Genomic DNA, 23752 nt, shown 5'->3' on the forward strand with positions numbered 1-23752 from the left:
GCCCATAACGACAACAACGAGGTGCAGGCCATGTACAAGATCCTGATCGCCGACGATCACCCGCTGTTCCGCGAAGCCATCCACAACGTCATCGCCGACGGCTTCCCCGGCAGCGAAGTGATGGAGACCGCCGACCTCGACAGCGCCCTGGGCCTGACCCAGGAACACGACGATCTCGACCTCATCCTGCTCGACCTGAACATGCCCGGCATGCATGGCCTCAACGGCCTGATGAGCCTGCGCAACGAGGCGCCGACCATCCCGGTGGTGATCGTCTCCGCCGAGCAGGACAAGCAGGTCGTGCTGCAGGCCATCACCTACGGCGCGGTGGGCTTCATCACCAAGTCGTCGCCGCGCCTGCAGATGACCGAGGCCATCGAGCAGATCCTCAACGGCAACGTCTACCTGCCGTCGGACATCATCCGCACGCAGAAATCCTCGCCGCGGCGCAGCGGCCAGGAAGACCACAGCATCCCGCCGGAACTGCTGCAGGCGCTGACCCGCAAGCAGCTGCTGGTGCTGGAGCGGATGACCAAGGGCGAATCCAACAAGCAGATCGCCTACAACCTGGAGATCGCCGAAACCACGGTGAAAGCCCACGTCTCCGCTATCCTGCGCAAGCTGAAGGTGCACAACCGCGTGCAGGCCATCCTCTGCGCGGGTGATATCGACTTCGCCGCCTACCTGCGTCGCTGACGCGCCAACCGTCCGTGCTGCGCAGACCGCTACCGGGAACCACTCGATGCCCTCCACCCGCACCCTGAGCCTCACCGGCCTGGCGATGATCGCCTTCGCCGGCAACTCCATTCTCTGCCGCCTGGCCCTCAAGGCCACCGGCATCGACGCGGTGAGCTTCACCGGCATCCGCATCTTCTCCGGGGCACTGATGCTCGCCCTGCTGCTGAAACTGCGCCGCCGCGTGGCCAGTGAAGGCGGCAACTGGCGCGCGGCGGCGGCGTTGTTCGTCTATGCCGCGGCGTTCTCCTACGCCTACGTGCAACTGGATGCCGGCACCGGGGCGCTGCTGCTGTTCGGCGCGGTGCAGGTGACCATGATCCTGGTCGGCCTGCTGCGCGGCGAAAGCCTGCGCGGGCAGGCCCTGGTGGGTTTTCTTCTGGCCCTTGGCGGCTTGCTGGTGCAACTGCTGCCCAGCGCCAGTGCGCCGCCCCTGGCCGGCGCGCTGCTGATGCTGCTGTCGGGGGTGGCCTGGGGGCTGTACTCGCTGCTCGGGCGCCAGGGCAGCGACCCGCTGGCGATCAGCACCGGCAACTTCGTCCGCGCCATTGCCTTGGCGGCATTGCTGGCGGCGTTCTTCCATACCGACCTGCGGGTGGATGTGATGGGCAGCGTGTATGCCGTGCTGTCCGGCGCGGTGGCCTCGGGGATCGGCTATGCCATCTGGTACAGCGCACTGCCGGGACTGTCTGCCATTCAGGGCGCATCGGTACAACTGAGCGTGCCAATCCTCGCCGCCCTGTCCGGCGCCGTCTTGCTGGGCGAGGCGATCAGCCTGCGCCTGGCGCTGGTGTCCCTCGCCGTGCTGGGCGGCATCGCCCTGATCCTGCTGGCCAAGGTGCGCGCCCCCGTCGCCCAGCGCGCCTGATCCGCCCTACAGGCTGCTGGGCGCATCGATGGGTATCGCTGCGCTCCACGCCATCCTACGTAGAGTTCCTCCCGTGAGAGCGGGGCTTAACCTGTAGGAGCGGACCCTGTCCGCGAATCCTGCCGACTGGCACCGCTATCGCGGTGATCGCGGAGGCGTTCCGCTCCGACAAGTGCCGCACGCTCATACCTGCAGCGTTCAATGAGCGCTATCGATCAGATGGCACAGCGCGGTCTTCAGCTTCATCGGCCGCACCGGCTTGTGCATCAGCGTGTGCCCCAGCTCGCGGACCTGTTGCTTCAGCTCGTTGCTGTAGTTGGCGGTGATCATCAGCGCCGGCAGCGGCGTGCCGCGGCGGGCGTTGATCGAGGCCACCGCGTCGACCCCGTTCAGCCCGTCGTCGAGGTGATAATCGACGATCAGCAGGTCCGACTCGGCGTGGAAGTTGTCCACCTGCCGCGCCAGGTCTTCCTCCGACAGCGCCGTTACCACCCGGCAGCCCCAGGTTTCCAGCAGCGTGCGCATGCCGGCGCAGATCGAGGCATCGTTATCCAGCACCCACACGCGGGAGCCGCGCAGGCGTTCCACCAGGTCGTCGGCGGTGCGCTCCGGCTCCGGCGCGCTGCGGGCCACACGGCGCGCCAGCGGAACTTCGATGGCGAAGCGCGAGCCCTTGCCCGGCACCGAGTCCACCTGGATGCGGTGGCCGAGCATGCGCGCGATCTTCTCGACGATGGCCAGACCCAGGCCCAACCCGCGATCCTGGTGGAAGCGCTGCACATCGCCGCGCTTGAATTCCTGGAAGATTTCGCCGAGCTTGTCGGCAGCGATGCCCACACCGGTGTCCCAGACCTCGATCCACAGGCTGTGGCGGCGCCGCCGGCAGCCCAGCAGCACGCGGCCCGAAGGCGTGTAGCGGATGGCATTGGTCAGCAGGTTGCGGAGGATTCGCGCGAGCAGCTGGATATCGCTGCGCACCTGCGCACCGCTGGGCACGAAGTCCAGTACCAGGCCTTCGCTGGTGGCAACCTGGCTGAACTCGGCGGCAAGGTTGCCGAGCAGCTCGCTGACCTCGAATGACGCGATATCCGGCTTGATCACCCCGGCATCCAGCTTGGAAATGTCCACCAGGGTGCAGAGCAGCGTCTCCACGTCCTCCAGCGACTGGCTGATGTTGCGCACCAGCGCTTCACCACTTCGCTCCTGCAGGGCACTGGTGAACAGCCGCGCGGCGTTCAGCGGTTGCAGCAGGTCGTGACTCACGGCGGCGAGGAACTTGGTTTTCGACAGGTTGGCCTGCTCCGCCTCGCGCTTGGCCTCGCGCAGGCGCCCTTCGACCTGGCTGCGTTCGTCGATCTCACGCTTGAGCTGGTCGTTCAGGCTGGTCAGCTCGGCCGTGCGCTCGCGCACCCGTTGCTCCAGGTTCTGGTAGGCCTGGTGCAGCGCCTCGGCGGTGCGGCGGCGCTCGGTGATGTCGCGGATCAGCACGAACAGCCCGCTCACCGTGCCGTCGGCCTGGCGGTTGGGCACATAGGAGCGCTGCATGTAGCGCTCCTGCCCGGCGAGGTTGGTTTCGGCGATCTCGAAGGTGACGCTTTCGCCCGACAGCGCGCGTTCGAAGTAGGGTTCCAGGCGCTGGCAGTGCTCGGCGCTGTGCACCTCGCGCAGGTTGCGCCCGAGCATCGAGCCGCTGGGCCAGCGGTACCATTCCTCGTAAACCTTGTTGGTGAAGTCGTAGTCCAGGTCGGCGGTCAGGTAGGCGATCAGCGCCGGCACCTGGTCGGTGATCAGGCGGATCCAGCGCTCGCTTTCGCGCAGCGCCTCGGCGTGGCGATAGCGCTCGGTGATGTCGGTGAAGGTGTTGACGAAGCCGCCGGTGGGCAGCGCGTGGGTACGGATTTCCAGCATGCGCCCGTCGAACAGGCGCTGCTCGATCACTCCTTCCGTCTCGCCCTTGCGCGGTCGGCTGCGCGGGGTCAGCAGCGGCAGTTCGCTGTCCGCCATGACCTCGGCGAAGGGTCGGTGCGCTTCGATCGGCGCCAGCCCGCAAAGCTCCAGGAAGCGCCGGTTCCACAGTTCCAGCGCGCCATCGGCGCCGACCATGGCCACGCCCTGGGACAGGTTGTCCACGGCGCGCTGCAGCAGGTGCGATTTCTGCGCCACCGCCTGCTCGCGGCGGGCCATCTCGTTCTGCTTGATCTCGGTGATGTCGCTGTAGAGCACCACCAGCCCGCCATCGCGGGTCGGCCGCTCGGTGACGCGCACCCAGCGGTCGTTGCGCAGGCGATAGAGGGTGTGTTCGTCGTCGCTGCTGCGCTGCTCCTCGACGATCAGCCCGCTGCTCTGCGCCAGCCGGCGCACTTCGGCGAGCCGCGTACCGGCGCCAACGCGGGCACGGGTCTGCGCCCAGAAGGCACGGAAGCGCTCGTTGTAGAGGACGATGCGCTGCTGCGGGTCGAACAGCACGAAGGCGTCGGAGATGCTCTCGACGGCGTCCAGCAGGTGCTGGTGCGCGGTCTCCGCGCGCAGGCGGGCGTCACTGAGCAGCTGGTTGCTCGACTTCAGCTCCACCATCGCCTCGCTGAGCGCATCGGTGCGCTCGCGCACCTGCTCGGCCAGCACCACCGAATGCTGGAAAGCGCCATAGGCGTTGTCACCGCGCGAGGTGGCCGATTCGACGCGCTCGATCAGCGCCGCGTTGATCCGCTGCAGCTTGTGGTTGTCGCGCTGCAGCTCGTCGATGCGCGCGCGCAGCTCAGCGTCCGGGATTGCCCCGAGGACGGCCAATGGCGACACCGGTGAAGGTCTGGTTGATATGCATGCCATTGAATTGTTCCCCGTAGGTGTTGAAGCCGATCACCTGCTGGCTGCGGAGAAACTCGGCGGTGGGCTCGGTATCGCCGGCCACCTCCAGCTCCAGGCGACGCAGGAAGCAGTCGCAGCCGATGGTCAGCAGCGGCGGGCCGAGGCGCTCGTGCAGGCGCTGGAACTGTGCCTGCAGCCCCGGCAGCAGCGGGCCGGTACTCATGGCGGTAAGGACGATGCCGTTCTCCACCGCGCAGTAGAAGGTCAGGCTGAGGTCGTCGTTGATCTGCTGGATCGAGCGCACGTAGTACTGGTCGCGCAGCCGAACCGCCAGCGGGTGCGCCGGGAACAGCGAGAAGTCCAGCTGCTCCAGCGGCACCCCGACCAGGCGGGCGAACTCCAGCGCCGCCGGCTCGGCGTTGAGCTCCAGCACCCGGCGGCTGTCGCTGTCGGCGCGGGTGACCACCAGCTTCTCCTCGCTGGGCAGCACGTGGTGGGTGGTGAACACCTCGAAGTCCAGCCAGGTATTGAACAGCACCACCACTGCCGCGCCGGTGTGGAACTGGCCCTGGTAATAGACGTGGGTGTGGGTCAGGTGGTTGTCGTCACCCGCCGAGCCGCCGAAATGCGGGATGGCACCGAGCGCCGCACTGAGCGCGGCGAGCACCACTTCCTCGCGGCTGGAAAGGCCGTCGAGCAGGGTCAGCGCGAAGCTGTGGTCCTTGATCGGTGCCAGCCCGGCGCTGCGGCAGTCGGCCACCAGTGACTCGACCATCTGCTGCGCGTCGATCAGGCTGAAGCGCTCCATCTCGTCCACCAGCGCGCAGGAGATGGCAAAGCTGCGCAGGTCGAAGCCCACCGCAGTCACGCAACCGCGGCCGTAGCCCTGCGGAGTGATCTCCCCGGCGGTGGTGCAACCGGCCAGGTCGATGCCACCGAAGTACTGCTCCAGCGCGGCGGCCAGCCCCGGCAGGTCGTATTCGGCGGAACAGAAGAACAGCACGAAGCCGAGGTTGGGATGGAGCAGCTGGCGCGCCAGGTCCTGGGCGACCGCCTCGACGTCGCGGGCGCTGGACATGCCGCGAACGACTCCTTGTGTTTCGTGCATGGCGTACGCCCAGTCAGGATATCGACCTTGGCATTCTACGAAGCGGCCGGGGCGCGCCCCATGCTACTTGGGTCGCGGCGGGGCTATCCGAAAGTAGCGGGATGGTGGTGCGATTGTGGTCGCGGGCGCAGCACATCCGGCAACTCATCCACCAGACGAAAAAAAGCGGGCGACACAAGTGCCGACCCGCTGAAGTTGAGCCAAAGGAGTTGGGAGAGACCTACCAGTTGAGCACGGCGCCCACCGCGAAGGTGTCGGTATCCTCGCTGACGGTGGAGCCCTTGCGGCCATCGATCTCGTAGACGTTGTACTCGGCCACCAGCTTCAGGTTGTCGTTGATGGTGCGGAAGTAGGCGATGCCCTGGGTGGAATAGTCCGCCGCGCTGCCCAGACCGTTGCCGTCGTCGCGGGTCTTGCCGGTGGACAGCGCCACGCGGTTCTTGCCCCAGCTGTAGGAGCCCTGGAGCAGCACGCCGCGGCTGTCCACCTCACGCAGCGCGGCTTCGCCGGCGTTGTTGGTGAAGAACGGGTTGATGCCCTTGGCGGTGAACCCCGAGCCGGTCAGCGAGAAGCCGCCCATCTTCGCCTGGAGGCCGTAGCCCAGGCCCTTGGAGGTCACGCTGTCGACTTCGTCGTTGGTGTTCTTCGAGGTCTGGTACGCACCGTTGACCCAGCTGTAGATCTTCGCCCCGCCGAGGTCGAACTGGTAGCTGACCTCGCTCTCGTAGCGCGGGTTGTCCTGGTAGGCCTTGTCGTCGAGGCCGTCGCTGGCGTCCTTGTCGATCTGGTTGGTGTCGATCGGGTCCATGATGCCCACCGCGATGTGCAGGCCTTCCACCAGGTTGTTGTTGCGGTAGGTGATCTGCGAGGTCGGGAACGGGTACGGGTAGCCGGTGCCGATGTTGCCGAAGGACACGCCCTTGCCGTCCACCAGACCGAGGGTATCGCTGGCGTTGCCGAAGCCGGCAAGCAGCTCGTCGAGGAAGATGTTGGAGCGCGAGAACAGGCCGAAGTCCTTGCCGATCAGCACCTCACCCCAGTCGCCGGCGACGTTGCCGTAGAACTGGCGGACGTCGATGGCGGTGTCGGTGCCATCCTGCTCGCTGTCGTTGATGGTCACCCAGAACGAAGAGCGCCCGGTGAGGGTCAGGCCGTCGATCTTCTTGCCGAAGTTGAAGCCGATGTAGTTGGGCAGGAAGCCCATCTTCACCCGCGACTGGCGGCGGTCGTAGGTTTCGCCATTACGGTCGACGTCGCTGTTGACATAGAAGGCGTTGAAGTAGCCGTCGGTGGAAAAGGTCGTGTCGTCCTTGTCGTACAGCACGATGTCGGCACGTGCCCCGCTGGACAGTGACGTCAGGGCCAGGGTGGCCAGTGCCAGCGGCAACAGCTGGCGGCGGACGGCGATCTTGTTCTTGTTCATGGCGCTCTCCGGTTGGAATCGACTGTGCTCAGTCGTGTCGGAGGCGATTATCGAAACGCCCCGGGGCCTCGCCATACGCTGCTTTGGCTCCGGTTCCACGGGCGTTTCAGGCGTCCTGCGGGAGCGCTGCACAAGGCTCTGCGACTACCGCTACCTCGGGCTCATGGCAATGGTCGCGAGTGCTCGCGACCGCCGGCCGGCCACCTTGGGCCAGCACGCCGGACGTAAGGCAAAAGTCGGCCGTGGCACCGCCTTGCGGACGGCACCCCGGGCCGAAAGTACGGGGATCAGGCGTGGCTGAGCAGCAGCCAGTGACCGCCCTGGGCGGAGCTGAGCGCCGAATGCGCAGCGCGCAGCTCGGTGGCGCAAAGGTTGCCGAGCGCCTGGGCCATGGCCTCGCGGTGCGCGGGCCCGACACCGGCCAACTGGTCGCTCCAGGCCTGCTGCAGCCGCTCGGCGAAGTCGCCCGGCGCGCGCGCCAGCTCGGCGGCCAGAGGCGCACGCAGGCTGTCGACACGCTGCGGGTCGATACGCAGCAGGGCTTCGCCCTGGCGGTAGAGGAAGCTGTCGACCTCGGCCTGCAGCTCCACCGCCGAGAGCAACGGCGACTGCACGGCGAACAGAATGCCGCGGCGCATGCCCACCTGACGGAAACCGCAGTACAACGCATAGGCCAGTTGCCGCTCGCCGCGCAGCCAGTGGAAGAAGGCCGGCTCCAGGACGCGGGCCAGCAGACGCCACCCGGCTTCATCGGCCGCCGAGCGGGACGCCAGCGGGCAGAACAGCAACAGCGCCGCTTCGCCCGGCAGCTCCAGCACCTGGCGATGCCGACCGGCCGGGCCGCTGCGCGGCGGCAATGCGCTGGTGGTCGAGTAGCCAGCCAGGGTGTCCGGCAGCTCGATGCCGCGGGTCAGGTCGTCCCAATGGGCGGCGGACCAGTCCGGTGAGGCGTCACTGTCTCCGGCCAGCATCAGCGGCAGCAGGTCGAGCAGCTGGCGGATCGGCATGTCTCCTTCGCGGCGGCGGCGTTCCGCGGCGTGCAGACGCGCGCCCTGCCCCAGCACAGCGGCGGCGGGATGCTGAAGCGTGTGAATCGCGCACTCGGCCAGCTCGGCAAGGTGGTTCTTCGCCCCCGACAGCATGAGCGTCCAGTCACTTTCCATGGCCTCCAGGCGCAGGCTGGCGCCCTCGTGCCGCGCTGCACCTGCCAATGGGCGCAGCGCCTGCCGGGCGCAAAGGAATGCCTGCCGGCCCGGTGTCTGCGGGAAGCGCCAGCGCAGGTAAAGCGCGGCGGGCTCGGCTTGCGTGGCCGTTTGCGTCGGCGAGAAGGTCCACGGCTCGCCCCGCAGCGGTTCGATGCGGCGCTGCGGGCTACGGGCGACGTCGAGGATGAAGCCGGCCGAGGTCAGCGACTCGCCGATGACCGACTCGCAGGCGAGCAGGCGGATCATCCGCGGTGTCACCAGCTGACCGAGCCATACCGATGGATGGGCGCTTCCCGCACGGCGTTGCAACTGTTCCAGGGCGCCGCCGGGCGCATCGGCAGGAGCGGCGGCAAGGCTATCCGCCGGCAATTTGCCCAGCGCCTCCAGCCAGGAGAGGAAGGCCGATTCCACGAGATCAGCGGTGGCGGCTTCGGCCAGTTCGAAATCGAAACGCAGCAACGCCTGGCCGTTGGCGAAGCGGCTCAGGCGCGCACGGGCGCTGTCGGCCAATCCGTTCTGCCCCAGGCAGGCCAGCAGCGATCCAGGCGCCTCGTCGGCCAGCCAGCCTTGCACCTGTTCCAGCAGCGCGCCACCCGCTCCCGCCATGCCCTCGAGGGCAAAGGCCAGGACCAGTCGCGGCGCACCGCTCAGGCGCAGCTTCAGCTCCTGACCGGCCAACGGCAGCAGGGATTCGTCGCTGACGGACTTGGCCAGCACACCCGGCGCAAACACAGCCGCTTCGCGCTCCACCAGGGCCGCCAACTCTTCCAGCGATTGCGGGCCCTGCAGCCAAAGCTCCAGCGCCCCGCTCGCCTGACAGGAGCGGATGAAGTCACGCAACGCCTTCTGGAAGCCGGCGCTTTCCACCTTGAGGCTGTCGCGGCGACCGGCCACGAAACGTCCCAGCGGGTGCCCCGGCGCCACCGCCAGCGCCAGGGCGGCATCGATCAGGGTGTCAGGGTCGCGCCCGCGAGCCAGGAATTCGGCTTCCAGCACTTCACGTTCGGCGACCTGCACGGCCTCGTCCAGCCGCGGCCGCGCCAGCATATCCACCAGCCGCGCCAGCCCATCCCCCAGATCCTCGGCGGGCACCTCGAAGAAGTAGTCGGTCTGCCGCGCACGGGTACTGGCATTGAGCCGCCCGCCACGGGCCTGTACCCAGGGCATCAGCCGCTCGCCCTCGACGAAGCGCTCGCCACAGAGAAACAGCAGGTGCTCGACGAAATGCGCGAGGCCGGGGAAGGCTTCCGGCTCGTCGTGGCTGCCACGGGCGATCCGCAACAGCGCGGCGGCGCGGCTCGCGCCGGGAGTCTGGATGACGGTGGCGCGCAGGCCGTTGGCGAGGGTCAGGAAACGGGACGCGTCAGGGTCGGACATGGGCAACGTGCCTGGAGAGGAATAGGGCAAAGATCGTGACTGGCCCGCCTTCTGCAAATGCTGCTTTGGTCTGTGGCGGCGCGGGTGCGGCGAGCCGGCCGGCAATCCGATGATGCTCCATCAGGGTGGTCGGTGACCACCACCGCCTCAGCCACGCTCCAGGCGATAGGCACCGGGCGTTGTGCCGTACCAGCGACGAAATGCGCGGATGAAACTGGACTGTTCGTCGAAGCCCAGCCGATCCGATACCTGTCCGATAGTGAAATCGGTGCTTTGCAGCAGATCGACTGCCAGCAGGCGGCGGTGCTCCTCGACGATGGCGCTGTAGCTCCAGCCATCGCGCTGCAGGGCCCGGTGCAGGGTCCGGGGAGTCAGATGCAGGCGCTCGGCGACCTCTTCCAGTCCCGGGGTGCTCGCCAGGCCGTGCAGCACTTCGGCGCAGACACGCTCCAGCTCCGAGCCGGCCTCGGTCTGCGCCGCGTAGTCGTGCAGCGACAGCTCCAGCGCCTGGCGAATCGCCAGGCTGCCCTCGCCACGCGGTTCCTTGAGAGCCTCCAGGTCGAGCAGCAGCTCGTCCCGTGGGGCCGCGAAAGTGATCGGCGCGCGCGCGACCCGCTGCCAGGGCTCAGCGCAGGCTGGCTCAGGGCGGCACAGGCGCACCTCCCGAATGGCGGAGGGTGCGCCCGGCGCGCCACGCAAATGCCAGAGCTGGCGCGCCATCCAGAAATCCACCTCGGCACTGGCCGGCCGGAACCCGTTGCAGGGCCTCAGGACCAGGCGCACGCGGTCGCCCTCGAACTCCAGATACTGGTCGATATGGGCAGCCACCAATGGCCAGAAGTGCAGCATCTGCTGAAGGGCCGCGAGGCGACTCGGCATCAGCTGCATCAGATAGGCCAACCCCTGCAGTTGCACCGGGTCATTCTGCCGCGCCAACTCAAGACCGATGGCTGGATCGCAACTGTGCTCCAGCGCCACGTCCCAGAAGCGGCGGGCGAGGAACAGCGGCAGACGCAGGTTGCTCGCGCGCAGGGCGATCGGGTCCACGCCCCAGGCCGCACAGAAGCGCGGCAGATCCACACCCTTCTGCTCGAGGCCCTGCACCCACGACAGGATGATGGAGCCACATAACGCGCCTCTATATCGGTGCGCGGGAAAACTATTTGTCCCCTCGCGACTATCTGCCTGCACTGCCCTGCTCCCATCGTGCCCACAGGTCGCGGCCAGTCCGCGCCCGGGACAGGAATGTAGTGGCCGTCCAGCGTTGCCGGCAACTACCTTCGTCCCCGACCTGCCAACTACAACAACTACAGGTACGTCTCAGCATGAATCACCTTCTGCATGCCCGGGGCATCGCACGCCCCAGCCTGCTCGCGCTGTGCATCGGCGCCGCCATCAGCCCTGGCGCCCAGGGTGTCACCTGGCAGCTCAACGACGACTGGAGCGCCACCTCCAATACCACGCTCAGCCTCGGCACCAGCTGGGCACTGGAGAACCCCGACAAGCACCTGCTGACCGGCGCGGACGCGCGCAGCATCGGCCACGAGGGCAGTGGCATCAACTACAACGGCGACGACGGCAAGCTCAACTACCGCAAGAACGACACCATCTCGACGCTGTTCAAGGGGCTGACCGACCTGGACGTGCAGGACGGCTCGCAAGGGGTGTTCCTGCGCTTCAAGTACTGGTACGACCAGGCCATGGAAGACGGTAACGGTGACTTCCATCGTTTCGACGATTCCGGCTGGCAGGACCTGGTGAAGTTCCAGGGCTTCAAGAACCTTGACGCGTATGCCTGGAAAGACTTCCAGGTCGCCGATCGCAAGCTGGGCGTGAAAGTCGGCAAGCAGGTGCTCAGCTGGGGCGAGGCGCTGTTCCTGCAGAACGGCATCAACGCCATCAACCCGCTGGATGCCTCGGCTTTCAACCGTCCCGGCGTGGAGCTCAAGGAAGGCCAGCTGCCGGTGGAGATGGTCAGCTTCAACTACGACCTCGCGGACTCGCTCAGCCTGGAAGGCTTCTGGCAGTACAACTTCCGCCCGACCGTGCTGGATGGCTGCGGCACTTTCTTCAGCAGCAACGACAACATCGCCGAAGGCTGCCAGGTCGATTACATGGTTTCCGGCGGCACCGGCACCACCGGCCAGGCATTGGCCCAGGGCCGTTACCTGCAGCGCACCGCCACTGACGAGCCCAGCGACACAGGGCAGTACGGCCTGGCCATGCACTACGTGATCGAAGCGCTCAACGATGCGGACCTGGGCGTCTACTACGCCAACTACCACAGTCGCACGCCCCTGATTAACGGGGTGATCGCCCGCAAGGGGCCGGTATCGGCGACACGCACCAACCTCAACACGGGTGACTACTACACCGTCTATCCCGAAGACATCCATATGTTCGGCCTGAGCATGAGCGGCGTGGCGGGCACCACCGCACTGTTCGGCGAGCTCAGCTACCGGCCGAACATGCCGCTGGGCTACAACCCGGCCGACCTGGTGGCGCTGCTCTCCGGGCAGGCCAATACACCGATCCTGCCGATGACCGCCGCCGAGCTCAGTGCCGCCAGGGGGGATGAAGTGCAGGGCTACGTGCGATTGCCGGTCTGGCAGTTCAGCCTTGGCGCCACCGACACGGTGAACAACGTCCTGGGCGCCACCCGCCTGGCCTGGGCGGGTGAGGCAGGGGCCAACCTGATCCAGGGCATCGGTGACGATCGCCTCGGCCGCCCCGGCTCGTTCGGCCGTACGCCGCCCACCAATGGCGTGCAGTGCAGCGCCGCTTCTGCCGCCGGCATTCCGGGGGGCGTCACCGCGCAGCAACTGGCCGATTACAACGCCGACAACTGCAACGACGACGGACTGATGAGCCACTTCTCCTGGGGCTATCGCCTGCGTCTGGCGCTGAACTACGAGGACCTGCTGCCGGCGACGGTGGTGACGCCCTCGATCAACTGGCGCCACGACGTGCAGGGCTACGGTCCGAACTTCCAGGAAGGCCAGCAGGCGGCGGGACTCGCCCTGACCTTCGACTACCGCAACAACTACTCGCTGGAGCTGGCCTACAACAGCTTCTTCGGTTCCAACGAGTTCTCCACGGTCGATGACCGTGACTTCGCCTCCGTCACCCTGAAAGCGAGCTTCTAGCCATGCGCCCACTCCTCTGCAAACTTTCCCTGGCTGTGGCTCTCGTAGCCGCCTGTGGCCTGGCCCAGGCCAAGCAGACCGACGCCTCGCTGCTTGACGGCAAGCTCACTCCGGCAGGTGCCGAACGCGCGGCAAACGCCGACGGCAGCATTCCTGCCTGGACCGGCGGCATGCAGGCTGGCGCCGCCGCTATTGCCAGCAATGGTGACTACAGCGACCCGTTTGCCAGCGAACAGCCGCTGTATGTGGTCAGCAAGGCCAACCTGGCGCAATACAGGGACCTGCTCAGCCCCGGCCAGCAGGCCATGTTCATCCGTTACCCCGACTACCGCATGCGTGTCTTCCCCAGCCATCGCAGTGCGGTCATTCCCCAGGCGTATCTGGACGAGTCGCGCAAGAACCTTGCCCAGACAGGCCTGGCAGACAACGGCAACGGCCTGACCAACTACCACTTCGGCGTTCCCTTCCCGGAACCCACCGAAGCGCTGGAAGTGCTGTGGAACCACATCACCCGCTACCGCGGCGGCTCCATCGGGCGTGACTTTTCCTCCGCCACGGTACAGGCCAAGGGCGATTACACCCTGGTGACCTACCGCCAGCTGGTGGGCTTCCGCGAGAAGATCCACGACCTCAACCCGGAGGCGAACCTGCTGTTCTACACCCGTGTGCAGACCAACAGTCCGTCACGATATGCCGGCGAAGTGACCCTGGTGCAGGAGCCGATCAACCAGGTCTCCACCCCGCGTGCGGCCTGGCAGTACAACCCCGGTCAGCGCCGCGTGCGGCGCGCGCCGACGGTGGCCTACGACAACAGCGCACGGTACAGCTTCGGCCAGGTGGTCTCCGACAGCGTCGATGGCTTCAACGGTGCGCCGGACCGCTACGACTGGAAACTGATCGGCAAGCGCGAAATGCTGGTGGGCTACAACGCCTTCGGCCTCGCCAGCAAGCAGCTCGGCTATGACGAGATGCTCAAGCCCGGCTACATCAACCCGGACGTCAACCGCTACGAGAAACACCGCGTCTGGGTCATCGAGGCCACGCTCAAGCCGGGCGCACGGCATGTCTACGGCAAGCGGCGTTTCTACATCGACGAAGACACCTGGCAGGTCATGGCCAGCGACATCTACGACAACCGTGGCGAGCTGTGGCGCAACTACGAGTCGTTCCTGACCATGTACCACGACCTGCAGCTGCCGATGACCGCGGCCGAAGCCACCTATGACCTGATCTCCGGGATCTATGCGGTGAACTACCTGACCAACGCGATCGATCACCGCGCCGAGTTCGGCAAGGAAGTGACGGAAGCCGAGTTCACCCCGGCTGAACTCAAGCGCCTGGGCAAGTAAGCGCGGACAGGGGCCGTGAGGCACGGCCCCTGCGAACCCTACCGATGAGGATCGATCACAGATGCCATTTTCCAAGCGAACCCGTATCGGCCTGGGGCTGACCGGTGCTGCCCTGTTAGCCGCCGCAGGTGCCGGCTACAGCCTTTATCAGCAGGCCCGCGCCACTGCCGAAGCCTACGCCTTCGGCTATCCGCTGGTGATCATGGAGCTGACCAAGCAATACCAGCTGGGTCGCGGCCAGACCTCGGTGAACCAGCTCAATCACCGTCTGCGTTTCCCCGATTACCGTTTCAACAGCGTCGTCGCGCCGAACGTCGACACGCTCTATTCGCTGTCTCACCTGGACCTGCGTTCGGGGCCGGTGGTGCTGAGCATTCCCGACACGACCGGGCACTACTACATGATGCCGATCCTGGACGCCTGGACCAACGTGGTGGCCAGCCCCGGCACCCGCACCCAGGGTAGCCAGCCCCGCCGTGTCCTGATCGCCGGCCCGCTATGGCAGGGCAGTGTACCGGAGGGCATGCAGCTCATCCGGGTGCCAACACAGATGGCCTGGATCATCGGCCGCTTCAAGAGCCGCGGCCCGAGCGACTACGCCGAGGTCAACGCCCTGCAACGCCAGTTCGACCTGCGCCCACTCGGCCAGCAACAGAGCGCCGATGCCTCCGCACAGATCAACCCGGCCATGGCCCGTCTGCCCAGGCTGAGCGCCGACTTGCCGCCGGATCAACAGTTGCAGGGGTGGTCCCAGGACGAGTTCTTCTCGGCCTTCTGCCAATTGCTCGCGGACAACCCGCCCAGCGGCACCGACGACGCGCAGATGCACCGCATCAGGAAGGCCGGCCTGCTCAGCGAGGATTGCCAGCCGCATCAATCCGCCTGGCAGCGCCTGGGCAGCCGCCTCGGCTACGGCAAGGTCACCAAGCTGATGGCGCATGCCGAGGAGCTGCGTGACAAGCTGCCAGGCGTCAACGGCTGGAAGATCAGCTACGACCTGGGCGCCTATGGCGACCGCTATGCGCAGCGCGCGCTGGTGGCCAAGTTCGGCCTCGGCGCCAACACGGCGGAGGATGCGGTCTATCCCAATACCCGTGCCGACAAGGATGGCCAGCTGCTCAGTGGACAACATCGCTACGTGATCCACTTCGACAAGGCACAGTTGCCACCGGTGAAGGGCTTCTGGTCGCTGACGCTGTACAACCCCCACCTGCTGCTCGCCGACAACCCGCTGAACCGCTACGCCGTCGGCGACCGTGACGATCTGCACTACAACGCCGACGGTTCGCTGGACCTGTATATCCAGCACGAAGCGCCCGAGCTCCCGGAGCTGCGCAACAACTGGCTGCCCGCGCCAGACTCGGAATTCAGCCTGTTCCTGCGCCTGTACTGGCCCGGCCCCGAGGTACTCCAGCGCGAATGGCTGCCGCCGCTGGTACAGCGTCAGTCCTGAAGCATGACGGCTGCTCCCTTGCGCCCCGGCCTGGCCGGGGCTTTTTTTCCGAACGGGTTGAACGCCCGGGTTGGCACAGCCATGCTCGAGCGACCAGCCACTGCCCTCGACCGTTCATGACCGGCCTACCGCACAAGTCCACGCCCCTGCCGCCCAGCACGCTCGCCACCGTCGTACGCTGTATCGCCACGACCCTCAGCCAGCACTACGCAATCGATCCGCTGCCGCTGCTGCAACGCGTGGGAATCGACCCGGGCATCCTGCAGGACATCGATGCGCGGCTGCCCATGAGTGCCATGAGCCCGCTGTGGCTGCTCTGTGTCGAAGCCACCGGCGATGCGGACTTCGGTGTGCGCGCCGTGCGCTATCACCAGTCCGCCAACCTCTACGGCATGGACCTCGCGCTGTATGCCTGCCCCACCCTGGGTGAAGCGGTGCAGCGCCACATACAGCTGGTCAATCTGGCCAGCACGGTTGGCCAGCCATCCCTGCTCCGGGATGAACAGGGCGATTGGCGGATGGAGTTCCGTGTGCAGGGCGACTACATGCCGACCACGGTAGCGCGGGACTTCTACTGGCACTTCCACGTGCGCATGTTCGAGCGCCTGACCGGCAAGCCGGCATCCACCTTTCTGCGAGGATTGGAGCTGGCCCGGGAAAGCCCCGCCGACCTTGGCGTGTGGGAAAGCCTGCAGGTACCGGTAAAGTTCGCCTTGCCCGTGAGCGCCCTGGTGTTCCGCCAGGACGCCTGGGAGCTGCCCCTGCCCGGCGCCAACCCGCGACTGCTGGCCCAGGTGGAGCGGCCGATCCTGCAGTACCTCGCCCAGCACGGCATGCCGCTACCCTTGAGTGCCCTTCGCGCACGCCTGTCCGAACAACTGACAACCCGCCACTCACTGGAAACCCTGGCCGGCAATCTGGGCATTGCCCGGGCGCAACTGGACCTGACGCTGCAGCAACACGGCGTGAGCTTTTCCCAGTTGCTCGACCAGACCCGCGAGGCCCAGGCCCTGCAGCTGTTGCGCGACCCGCAGTGGCCGATGGAGCAGATCGCCGAACGCATCGGTTTCAGTAGCGCCAGCAGCCTCGTACGGGCCTTCCGTCGCTGGCAGGGCATGACCCCGCTGGCGTATCGCAAGCGCGAACTGGGCCTCAGGGACTAGCCCGGGACGCACGCAGCCACTACCCTCGTTGGCCTTCCTCCCGCTCTCCAGGAAACCGCCATGAGCACCGCCCTGCTGATCATCGACGTCCAGTCCGACCTGTGCACCGGCGACTACGCCTGTTTCGACATCGACAATGTGCTGCAGCGCATCAACGCCATGAGCAGCGCGGCGCGAGAGGCCGGTGTGCCGGTGATCCTGGTGCAGCACGAGGACGCCGACCTGCAGCATGGCAGCGCCGGCTGGCAGCTGGAAACGCGCCTGCTCACCGCCCCTGCGGACCTCAGGGTGCGCAAGACCACCCCGGACTCCTTCCTGCGTACTGACCTCGCCCAGCTGCTGGAAGCACGCGGCATCGACCACCTGGTGGTCTGCGGCCTGCAGAGCGACTACTGCGTCGACACCACCACCCGCCGTGCCCTGGCTCAGGGGTACGCGGTGACGCTGGTGGGTGATGCCCACTCCACCGTCGACAATGCCGTGCTCAAGGCCGCGCAGATCAGCGCGCACCATAACGCGGTGCTGGGCAGCATCAGCAGCTTCGGCCCACGGGCCAAGGTGGTCCCGGCCGCCGACGTGCATTTCTGAAGCCTGCGAGGTCATCGCCGTGAACTTCGACTGGAACGACATCCCGATCCTCCTCGCCCTCGCCCGCCACGGCAGCATGAGCGCCGCCGGCCGCGCGCTGGGTGTCGACCCCTCGACCATGAGCCGGCGCCTGGTGGCGGCGGAAAGCGCGCTGCAGACCCGCCTGTTCATCCGTGACAACGCGGGCTACAAGGCCACCGACGCCGGCACGGCCTTCCTCGGCTATGCCGAGCGTATCCTCGGTGACGTGCAGAGCATGCTGCTGGAAACGCGCAACGAGGCCAGCGCCATCAGTGGCTCGGTACGCATCACCGCGGTGGACTTCCTGTTCAGCCACTGGCTGGTGCAGCACATGCCGCAACTGGCGCGCACCTATCCCAACCTGCAGCTGCAACTGATCCCGGCAAACCGCGCATTGTCCTTCACCCGTCGCGAGGCCGACTTCGCCCTGCGCCTGGCACGCCCGGCGGAAGACGCCGCGCTGGTAATGCGCAAGGTCGCCGACATCGGCTTCGCCATCTACGCCGCCACACCCTTCGCCCAGGTGCCGGCCGAACAATGGCCGCAGCAGCCCTGGCTGGGTTACGGCGAAGACCTCGATGACACCCCGGAGATGTGCTGGCTGCGGCGCTTCGTCCCCGAGGCCAATTTCGCCCTGCGCGCGAGCAGCGTGACCACGCTGATCCACGCCTGCGAGAGCGGCCTGGGCATGGCCCTCCTGCCCTGCTTCCTCGGCGAGCGAGAGGGACTGGTGCGCCTCTCCGGTGCAGTGGTGGTGCGGGAAATCTGGCTGCTCGCCCACCGCGACGCCGGGCGCATCGGCCGCTTCCAGGCGGTCAGCGACTGGCTGCGCGAAGTGTTCGACCAGGACGCCGCGCAACTCAGCGGCGAACACCTGGACGGCCGCTCGCTCGGCGCGGTGGAAGTCAGCCGGGGCTGAGCGCTTCCCGAAGACAGGAAAAAGCCCGGATGTCTCGCGACATCCGGGCGTTTTGCCGTCGGGGCCGAATGCGTGGTTACGGCTGGACCGGCGGCAGGTACTGCAGGGTGGTGCCCAGCGCCCAGAGCAGGAACAGCACCAGGGGCACGTGGACAAGCAGCTGGACGAAGCTGAAGCCGATCAGGTCGCGGGCCTTCAGGCCCAATACGCCGAGCAGCGGCAGCATGTAGAACGGGTTGATCAGGTTCGGCAGCGCCTCGGCGGCGTTGTATATCTGCACTGCCCAGCCCAGGTGGTATTGCAGTTCGTTGGCCACCTGCATCACGTAGGGCGCCTCGATGATCCACTTGCCGCCGCCGGACGGGATGAAGAAGCCCAGCACCGCCGAGTACACGCCCATCAACAGCGCGTAGGTGTCGTGGGAAGCGATCTGCACGAAGAAGGTGGAGACATGGTGGGCGATGGTGGAGCCGTCGCCGCCCTTCACGGTGGTCATGATCGCCGCGATGGAACCGTACAGCGGGAACTGGATCAGCACCCCGGTGGTGGTCGGCACGGCGCGGGCCACGGCGTCGAGGAAGTTGCGCGGGCGCCAGTGCAGCAGCGCGCCGACCATGAGGAACAGCAGGTTATAGGTGTTCAGCCCGGAGATCGCGGTGATCGCCGGCTTGGTGCTGAACTCGTGGACCAGCCAGCCCGCAGCCAGCGCCACCAGCATCAGGATCAGCAGCGGGCTGTGCTCCAGCCATTCGCCCGGGCGGGTGGCTTTGGGCGCGCTCGGCGGGGTGAAGCTGACGTCCACGCCGCAGGCCTTGGCGTCACGGGCGCTGGCTGCGCCGGGGGCGGTCATGTAGGCGATGACCAGCGACACCAGCACCAGCGCCAGCAGCATCACGCCGGATTGCCAGAGGAAGATGGTCTCGGTGAACGGGATGACGCCGGTGATCGCCAGGATCGACGGCGGCAGGCTGGCCGGGTTGGCCTGCAGCTGTGCAGCCGACGACGACAGGCCCAGCGCCCACACGGCGCCCAGGCCCAGGTAGGCAGCGGCGCCGGCGGCGCGGTAGTCCATCTTCAGATCTTCGCGGCGCGCCAGGGCACGCACCAGCAGGCCGCCGAATACCAGGGACAGGCCCCAGTTGAGCAGCGAGGCGAGCATGGAGATCACCGCGACCCAGGCCACTGCCGAACGGCCGTTCTTCGGCACGCGGGCGAACAGGTCGATGAGCCTGGAGGCCGGGCCGGAGCTGGCGACCACGTAGCCGCCGATGACCACGAAGGCCATCTGCATGGTGAAGGGAATCAGGCTCCAGAAGCCGTCACCAAAGGCCTTGGCGGTCTCAGTGGCCGGCGCGCCGATGGCCAGCGCGGCAATGCTGACGATCAGCACCGCCAGTGCGGCGAAGACCCAGGAGTCGGGGAACCAGCGCTCGGCCCAATTGGAACAGGCCATGGCGAAACGCGCCGAGCGGCTGTCCTGCACGGCAGTGCCGGGGTTATGCACGTGGGAAGTCATAATGGTCTACCTCGTTGTTCTTGTAGTGGCTCATCGTCGAACGGGGCTTGTGGCAATGCCCGTCCTGGAATGAAAAACCGCCCGGCCTGCGTGGGGCCGAGCGGTGACGCAAGGGTTTGCCGACGCCGGGGGACGCCGACAACCGCGGCAGGATGTTCGTCTGTCGGTGTGCCCACCCACCATCCCGCCTGCCGGTGGCATGGGTACATGCCGCCCGGCGCTCGCCAATGAATCGTTAGTCGTGCATTCCTCAGTCCCGGACGAGGGCCATGGCAACGCCCTGGCCGCCGCCGATGCACAGGGTCGCCAGACCCTTCTTCGCATCGCGACGGAGCATTTCGTGGAGCAGCGTCACCAGCACGCGGGCGCCCGAGGCGCCGATCGGGTGGCCAAGGGCGACGGCGCCGCCGTTGACGTTGACCTTCTCGGCGTTCCAGCCCAGCTCCTTGCCGACCGACAGGGCCTGGGCAGCGAAGGCTTCGTTGGCCTCGATCAGCTCGACGTCGTCGAGGCTCCAGCCGGCCTTTTCCAGGCAGCTGCGAGTCGCGGTCACCGGGGCGATGCCCATGATCGACGGGTCGACGCCACTGCTCGCATAGGCTTGGATGCGTGCCAGAACCGGGAGGTTCAGACTGCGTGCGCGCTCGGCGCTCATCAGCAGCACGGCGGCAGCGCCATCGTTGAGGGTGGAGGCGTTGCCGGCGGTGACGGTGCCGTCCTTCTTGAAGGCCGGCTTGAGCTTGCCCAGGGATTCGGCGGTGGTGCCGGCGCGCGGTTGCTCATCGGTGTCGAAGGACAGCGGCTCGCCCTTGCGCTGCGGAATCAGCACCGGGGTGATCTCGTCCTTGAAGCGGCCGGCCTCGATGGCCGACGCGGCTTTCAGCTGGGACTGCGCGGCGAAGGCGTCCTGCGCCTCGCGGCTGATGCCGAATTTCTCGGCCAGGTTCTCGGCGGTGATGCCCATGTGGTAATCGTTGAAAGCGTCGATCAGGCCGTCGCGCAGCAGGGTGTCCTGCAGCTCGGCATGGCCCATGCGCAGGCCGGTACGGGCCTTGGGCAGCACGTAGGGCGCGAGGCTCATGCTCTCCTGGCCGCCGGCGATGATGGCGTCGGCGTCGCCGCAACGGATTGCCTGGACGCCAAGGAACAGCGCCTTGAGGCCCGAGCCGCAGAGCTTGTTGATGGTCATCGCCGGTACTTCCACCGGCAGGCCGGCGCCGATGGCGGCCTGGCGCGCGGGGTTCTGCCCGGCACCGGCGGTGAGCACCTGGCCGAGGATGACTTCGTCGATCTGCTCGGCCTTCACGCCGCTGCGTTCGAGCAGCGAGCGGATGACCAGGCTGCCCAGTTCATGGGCGGGAATGTTTGCCAGGCTGCCCTGGAAGGCGCCGATGGCGGTACGGGTGGCGGCGACAATGACTACGTCTTGCATGGATTACTCTCCGGAAGGCTTGGGCTGCCCTCTCCCCCCGCCCTCTCCCGCAAGCGGGAGAGGGCGCCGTCCGCGTCAGGCGAACTCCAGTGCCAATCCAGGCACCGAACCAGCTCCCTCTCCCTTCAGGGAGAGGGTTGGGGAGAGGGAATCGACGATTAACTCAGAAGGTCATTTCCTTCACATCGTCCGGCACGATGAGGCGGCCGGCGGTCTTCTCGGCGATCTCTTCGACGCTGACGCCCGGCGCGGTCTCGCGCAGGATGAAGGCGCCATTCTCGATCTCCAGGTAGGCCAGGTCGGTGAGGACCTTGCGGATGCAGCCGGCGCCGGTCAGCGGCAGCGAGCAGCGGTCCAGCAGCTTGGATTCGCCGTCCTTGGAAGCGTGGGTCATGGTCACGATGATATTGTCTGCGCCGGCCACCAGGTCCATGGCGCCGCCCATGCCTTTCACCAGCTTGCCGGGGATCATCCAGGAGGCGATGTTGCCCTGCACGTCCACCTCGAAGGCACCGAGCACGGTGAGGTCGACATGGCCGCCGCGGATCATCGCGAAGGATTCGGCGGAGGAGAAAATCGACGCGCCCTTCACGGCGGTCACGGTCTGCTTGCCGGCGTTGATCATGTCGGCGTCGACTGTGTCTTCGGTGGGGAACGCGCCCATGCCGAGCAGGCCGTTCTCCGATTGCAGCATCACTTCCATGCCCTCGGGCACGTAGTTGGCGACCAGGGTCGGGATGCCGATGCCCAGGTTCACGTAGAAGCCGTCCTGCAGCTCGCGCGCCACGCGCTGAGCCATCTGTTCGCGGGTCAATGCCATGTTCTTGTCTCTCTTGTCCGGTGGGCTCAGGAACGTACGGTGCGTTTCTCGATACGCTTTTCGAAGGTTCCCTGGATGATGCGGTCGACGTAGATGCCGGGGGTATGGATCTGGGTGGGGTCCAGCTCACCCGGCTCGACGATTTCCTCCACCTCGACGACCGTGATACGGCCTGCGGTGGCGACTACCGGATTGAAGTTCTGTGCGGTGTGGCGATAGATGACGTTGCCGTAGTGGTCGGCCTTCCAGCCCTTGACGATGGCGAAGTCGCCGGTGATGGCGCGCTCCATCACGTAGTGGCGCCCTTCAAACTCGCGCACTTCCTTGCCGTCGGCGACCGGGGTGCCGTAGCCGGTGGCGGTGAAGAAGGCCGGGATACCGGCGCCGCCAGCACGGAGTTTCTCAGCCAGGGTGCCCTGCGGGGTCAGTTCGACCTCCAGTTCACCGGACAGCAGCTGCTGCTCGAACAGTGCGTTTTCGCCAACGTAGGACGCGATCATCTTGCGGATCTGCCGGTCCTCCAGCAGCACGCCGAGGCCGAAGCCGTCGATGCCGCAGTTGTTGGAGACCACGGTCAGGCCCTTCACGCCCAGCTTGCGGATGTGCGCAATGAGGTTTTCCGGGATGCCGCAGATGCCGAAGCCGCCCGCCAGCACCGTCATGTCGTCGGTGAGCCCGGCCAGGGCTTCCTCGTAACTGCCTACACGCTTGTCGAGTCCTGCCATGTTGCTGCTGCCTCTTGTATTTGGAATGTCCGACTCAGTGGTCAGAGAACGTCTGCAGCTTCACCGGCGGGGACTGATTTGTTAAGTTTGTTTTTCCAATCGATTGATCCGGTTTTCTTATCAATATGACCGTCAAGCAATTGCGCGCCTTCCTCGCCGTCGCCCAGAGCCTGAGCTTCGCCCAGGCCTGCGAACGCCTGCACCTGTCGCAACCGGCGCTGAGCCTGGCGATCAAGAGCCTGGAAGAGTCCCTCGGCGGCCAGTTGCTGGTGCGCACCACCCGCAGCGTGGCGCTGACGCCGGAGGGCGAAACGCTGCTGCCCCTGGCCCGCCGCCTGCTGGCGGACTGGGACAACGCCGAGGAAGTGATGCACCAGCACTTCACCCTGCAGCTGGGCAGGGTCTCCATCGCTGCCATGCCCTCCTTCGCCGGCAACTTGCTGCCCGCCGTGCTGCGCACCTTCCGCGACCGCCACCCGAAGGTGAACGTGGCGGTGCATGACGTGATCAACGAGCAGGTGCTGGAGATGGTGCGCAACCGTCGCGTGGAGCTGGGCATCGCCCTGGAGCCGGACAGCCTCGATGGCCTGACCTTCACGCCTTTCTACACCGACCGCTTCGTCGCGGTGCTGCCGGCGGACTCAGCGCTGGCAAACGAGGATCGGATCACCTGGGAGCAGTTGCTGGAAGACCATTTCATTACCCTGCAACGCCCGTCGGCCGTGCGACTGCTGCTGGAAGAGCAGCTGCAGGGGCGACTGCCGGTGGCATTTGAAAGCCACCAGTTGGTGACCGTGGGCCGGATGGTGGCCGAAGGGCTGGGGGTGAGCGCCGTGCCACGCCTGTGCCGGCAGCAGATGGAGGAACTCGGCGCGCGCTGTGTGGCGCTGGAAGATCCGCGTATCGAACGCCGCGTGGGGCTGTTCTGCCTGGCGGAGCACCAGCTATCCAGCGCCGCGCAGGCGCTGAGCGATGTACTGGTGAAGGGAACGGATTGGGCGGGGATGGAGCGGGAGTGACGGGACTCTTCGATAACCAACTTCTGCGCACACCTTGTAGGAGCGCGCCATGCACGCGATCGCGGGCATGGCCCGCTCCT

Annotated in this window: 18 protein-coding genes; 9 read left to right on the plus strand and 9 right to left on the minus strand. The window is 66.7% G+C overall.

All coding sequences use genetic code 11. From position 1 onward, the window contains the following. Positions 1 to 30: 30 nt before the first annotated feature. Complete coding sequence (gene agmR / locus J2T47_RS12365; protein WP_192431265.1) at positions 31 to 696, plus strand: response regulator AgmR; 666 nt, start codon at positions 31 to 33, stop codon at positions 694 to 696. Between the two features lie 46 nt (positions 697 to 742). Beyond that, a complete protein-coding gene (locus tag J2T47_RS12370; protein ID WP_253446765.1) occupies positions 743 to 1603 on the plus strand; it encodes a DMT family transporter in 861 nt (286 codons plus the stop codon). Between the two features lie 198 nt (positions 1604 to 1801). Here the strand turns inward: J2T47_RS12370 and nahK are convergent, their stop codons facing one another. The 5 genes from nahK to J2T47_RS12395 form a co-directional block, all read right to left on the minus strand. Beyond that, positions 1802 to 4429, minus strand: coding sequence for a hybrid sensor histidine kinase/response regulator NahK/ErcS' (gene nahK / locus J2T47_RS12375; protein ID WP_253446814.1), 2628 nt, complete (start codon positions 4427 to 4429; stop codon positions 1802 to 1804). Beyond that, positions 4359 to 5516, minus strand: coding sequence for a nitric oxide-sensing protein NosP (gene nosP / locus J2T47_RS12380; protein ID WP_253446817.1), 1158 nt, complete (start codon positions 5514 to 5516; stop codon positions 4359 to 4361). The genes nahK and nosP overlap by 71 nt, the downstream gene beginning before the upstream one ends. A gap of 220 nt (positions 5517 to 5736) precedes the next feature. Continuing rightward, entirely contained in the window at positions 5737 to 6939 is a 1203-nt protein-coding gene (locus tag J2T47_RS12385; RefSeq protein WP_253446820.1) for a porin, read from the minus strand. Between the two features lie 287 nt (positions 6940 to 7226). Beyond that, complete coding sequence (gene pqqF / locus J2T47_RS12390; protein ID WP_253446823.1) at positions 7227 to 9521, minus strand: pyrroloquinoline quinone biosynthesis protein PqqF; 2295 nt, start codon at positions 9519 to 9521, stop codon at positions 7227 to 7229. Positions 9522 to 9668: 147 nt separating this feature from the next. Next, on the minus strand, positions 9669 to 10601 hold the full coding sequence (locus J2T47_RS12395; RefSeq protein ID WP_253446826.1) for a helix-turn-helix transcriptional regulator: 933 nt from the start codon (positions 10599 to 10601) through the stop codon (positions 9669 to 9671). Between the two features lie 245 nt (positions 10602 to 10846). Here J2T47_RS12395 and J2T47_RS12400 point away from each other — a divergent pair, with 245 nt between their 5' ends. From J2T47_RS12400 to J2T47_RS12425, 6 genes are all read left to right on the plus strand, one after another. After that, a complete protein-coding gene (locus tag J2T47_RS12400) occupies positions 10847 to 12667 on the plus strand; it encodes a DUF1302 domain-containing protein (protein WP_253446829.1) in 1821 nt (606 codons plus the stop codon). Positions 12668 to 12669: 2 nt separating this feature from the next. Next, complete coding sequence (locus J2T47_RS12405; protein ID WP_253446832.1) at positions 12670 to 14016, plus strand: DUF1329 domain-containing protein; 1347 nt, start codon at positions 12670 to 12672, stop codon at positions 14014 to 14016. Between the two features lie 61 nt (positions 14017 to 14077). After that, positions 14078 to 15469: a DUF1254 domain-containing protein gene (locus J2T47_RS12410; RefSeq protein WP_253446835.1), complete on the plus strand. Its 1392-nt coding sequence runs from the start codon at positions 14078 to 14080 to the stop codon at positions 15467 to 15469. 116 nt (positions 15470 to 15585) lie between these two features. Further along, entirely contained in the window at positions 15586 to 16632 is a 1047-nt protein-coding gene (locus J2T47_RS12415) for an AraC family transcriptional regulator (protein WP_253446838.1), read from the plus strand. A 60-nt stretch (positions 16633 to 16692) separates the two neighbouring features. Further along, the gene (locus J2T47_RS12420) at positions 16693 to 17220 is read left to right on the plus strand and encodes a cysteine hydrolase family protein (protein WP_253446841.1); all 528 of its coding nucleotides are present in this window, start codon (positions 16693 to 16695) and stop codon (positions 17218 to 17220) included. A 19-nt stretch (positions 17221 to 17239) separates the two neighbouring features. Continuing rightward, positions 17240 to 18160 carry a LysR family transcriptional regulator gene (locus J2T47_RS12425; protein ID WP_253446844.1) on the plus strand — a complete coding sequence of 307 codons (921 nt, stop codon included), beginning with the start codon at positions 17240 to 17242 and terminating at the stop codon, positions 18158 to 18160. A 76-nt stretch (positions 18161 to 18236) separates the two neighbouring features. On the opposite strand, the gene J2T47_RS12430 is transcribed toward J2T47_RS12425, so the two are convergent. The 4 genes from J2T47_RS12430 to J2T47_RS12445 all read right to left on the minus strand — a co-directional run bounded on the left by J2T47_RS12430 (position 18237) and on the right by J2T47_RS12445 (position 22653). Next, positions 18237 to 19676 (minus strand): short-chain fatty acid transporter, encoded by a 1440-nt coding sequence (locus tag J2T47_RS12430; protein ID WP_253446847.1) that lies wholly within the window; start codon positions 19674 to 19676, stop codon positions 18237 to 18239. Between the two features lie 250 nt (positions 19677 to 19926). Then, positions 19927 to 21108, minus strand: a complete 1182-nt coding sequence (locus J2T47_RS12435) for an acetyl-CoA C-acetyltransferase (RefSeq protein ID WP_253446850.1) — start codon at positions 21106 to 21108, stop codon at positions 19927 to 19929. 163 nt (positions 21109 to 21271) lie between these two features. Continuing rightward, positions 21272 to 21928, minus strand: coding sequence for a CoA transferase subunit B (locus J2T47_RS12440; protein WP_253446853.1), 657 nt, complete (start codon positions 21926 to 21928; stop codon positions 21272 to 21274). A gap of 26 nt (positions 21929 to 21954) precedes the next feature. Beyond that, positions 21955 to 22653 carry a CoA transferase subunit A gene (locus tag J2T47_RS12445; protein WP_253446856.1) on the minus strand — a complete coding sequence of 233 codons (699 nt, stop codon included), beginning with the start codon at positions 22651 to 22653 and terminating at the stop codon, positions 21955 to 21957. A gap of 125 nt (positions 22654 to 22778) precedes the next feature. Here J2T47_RS12445 and J2T47_RS12450 point away from each other — a divergent pair, with 125 nt between their 5' ends. Then, a complete protein-coding gene (locus J2T47_RS12450; protein ID WP_253446859.1) occupies positions 22779 to 23672 on the plus strand; it encodes a LysR family transcriptional regulator in 894 nt (297 codons plus the stop codon). Positions 23673 to 23752 lie beyond the last annotated feature (80 nt).

It is taken from the genome of Pseudomonas nitroreducens, from assembly GCF_024170165.1.
Lineage (GTDB): Bacteria > Pseudomonadota > Gammaproteobacteria > Pseudomonadales > Pseudomonadaceae > Pseudomonas > Pseudomonas nitroreducens_C.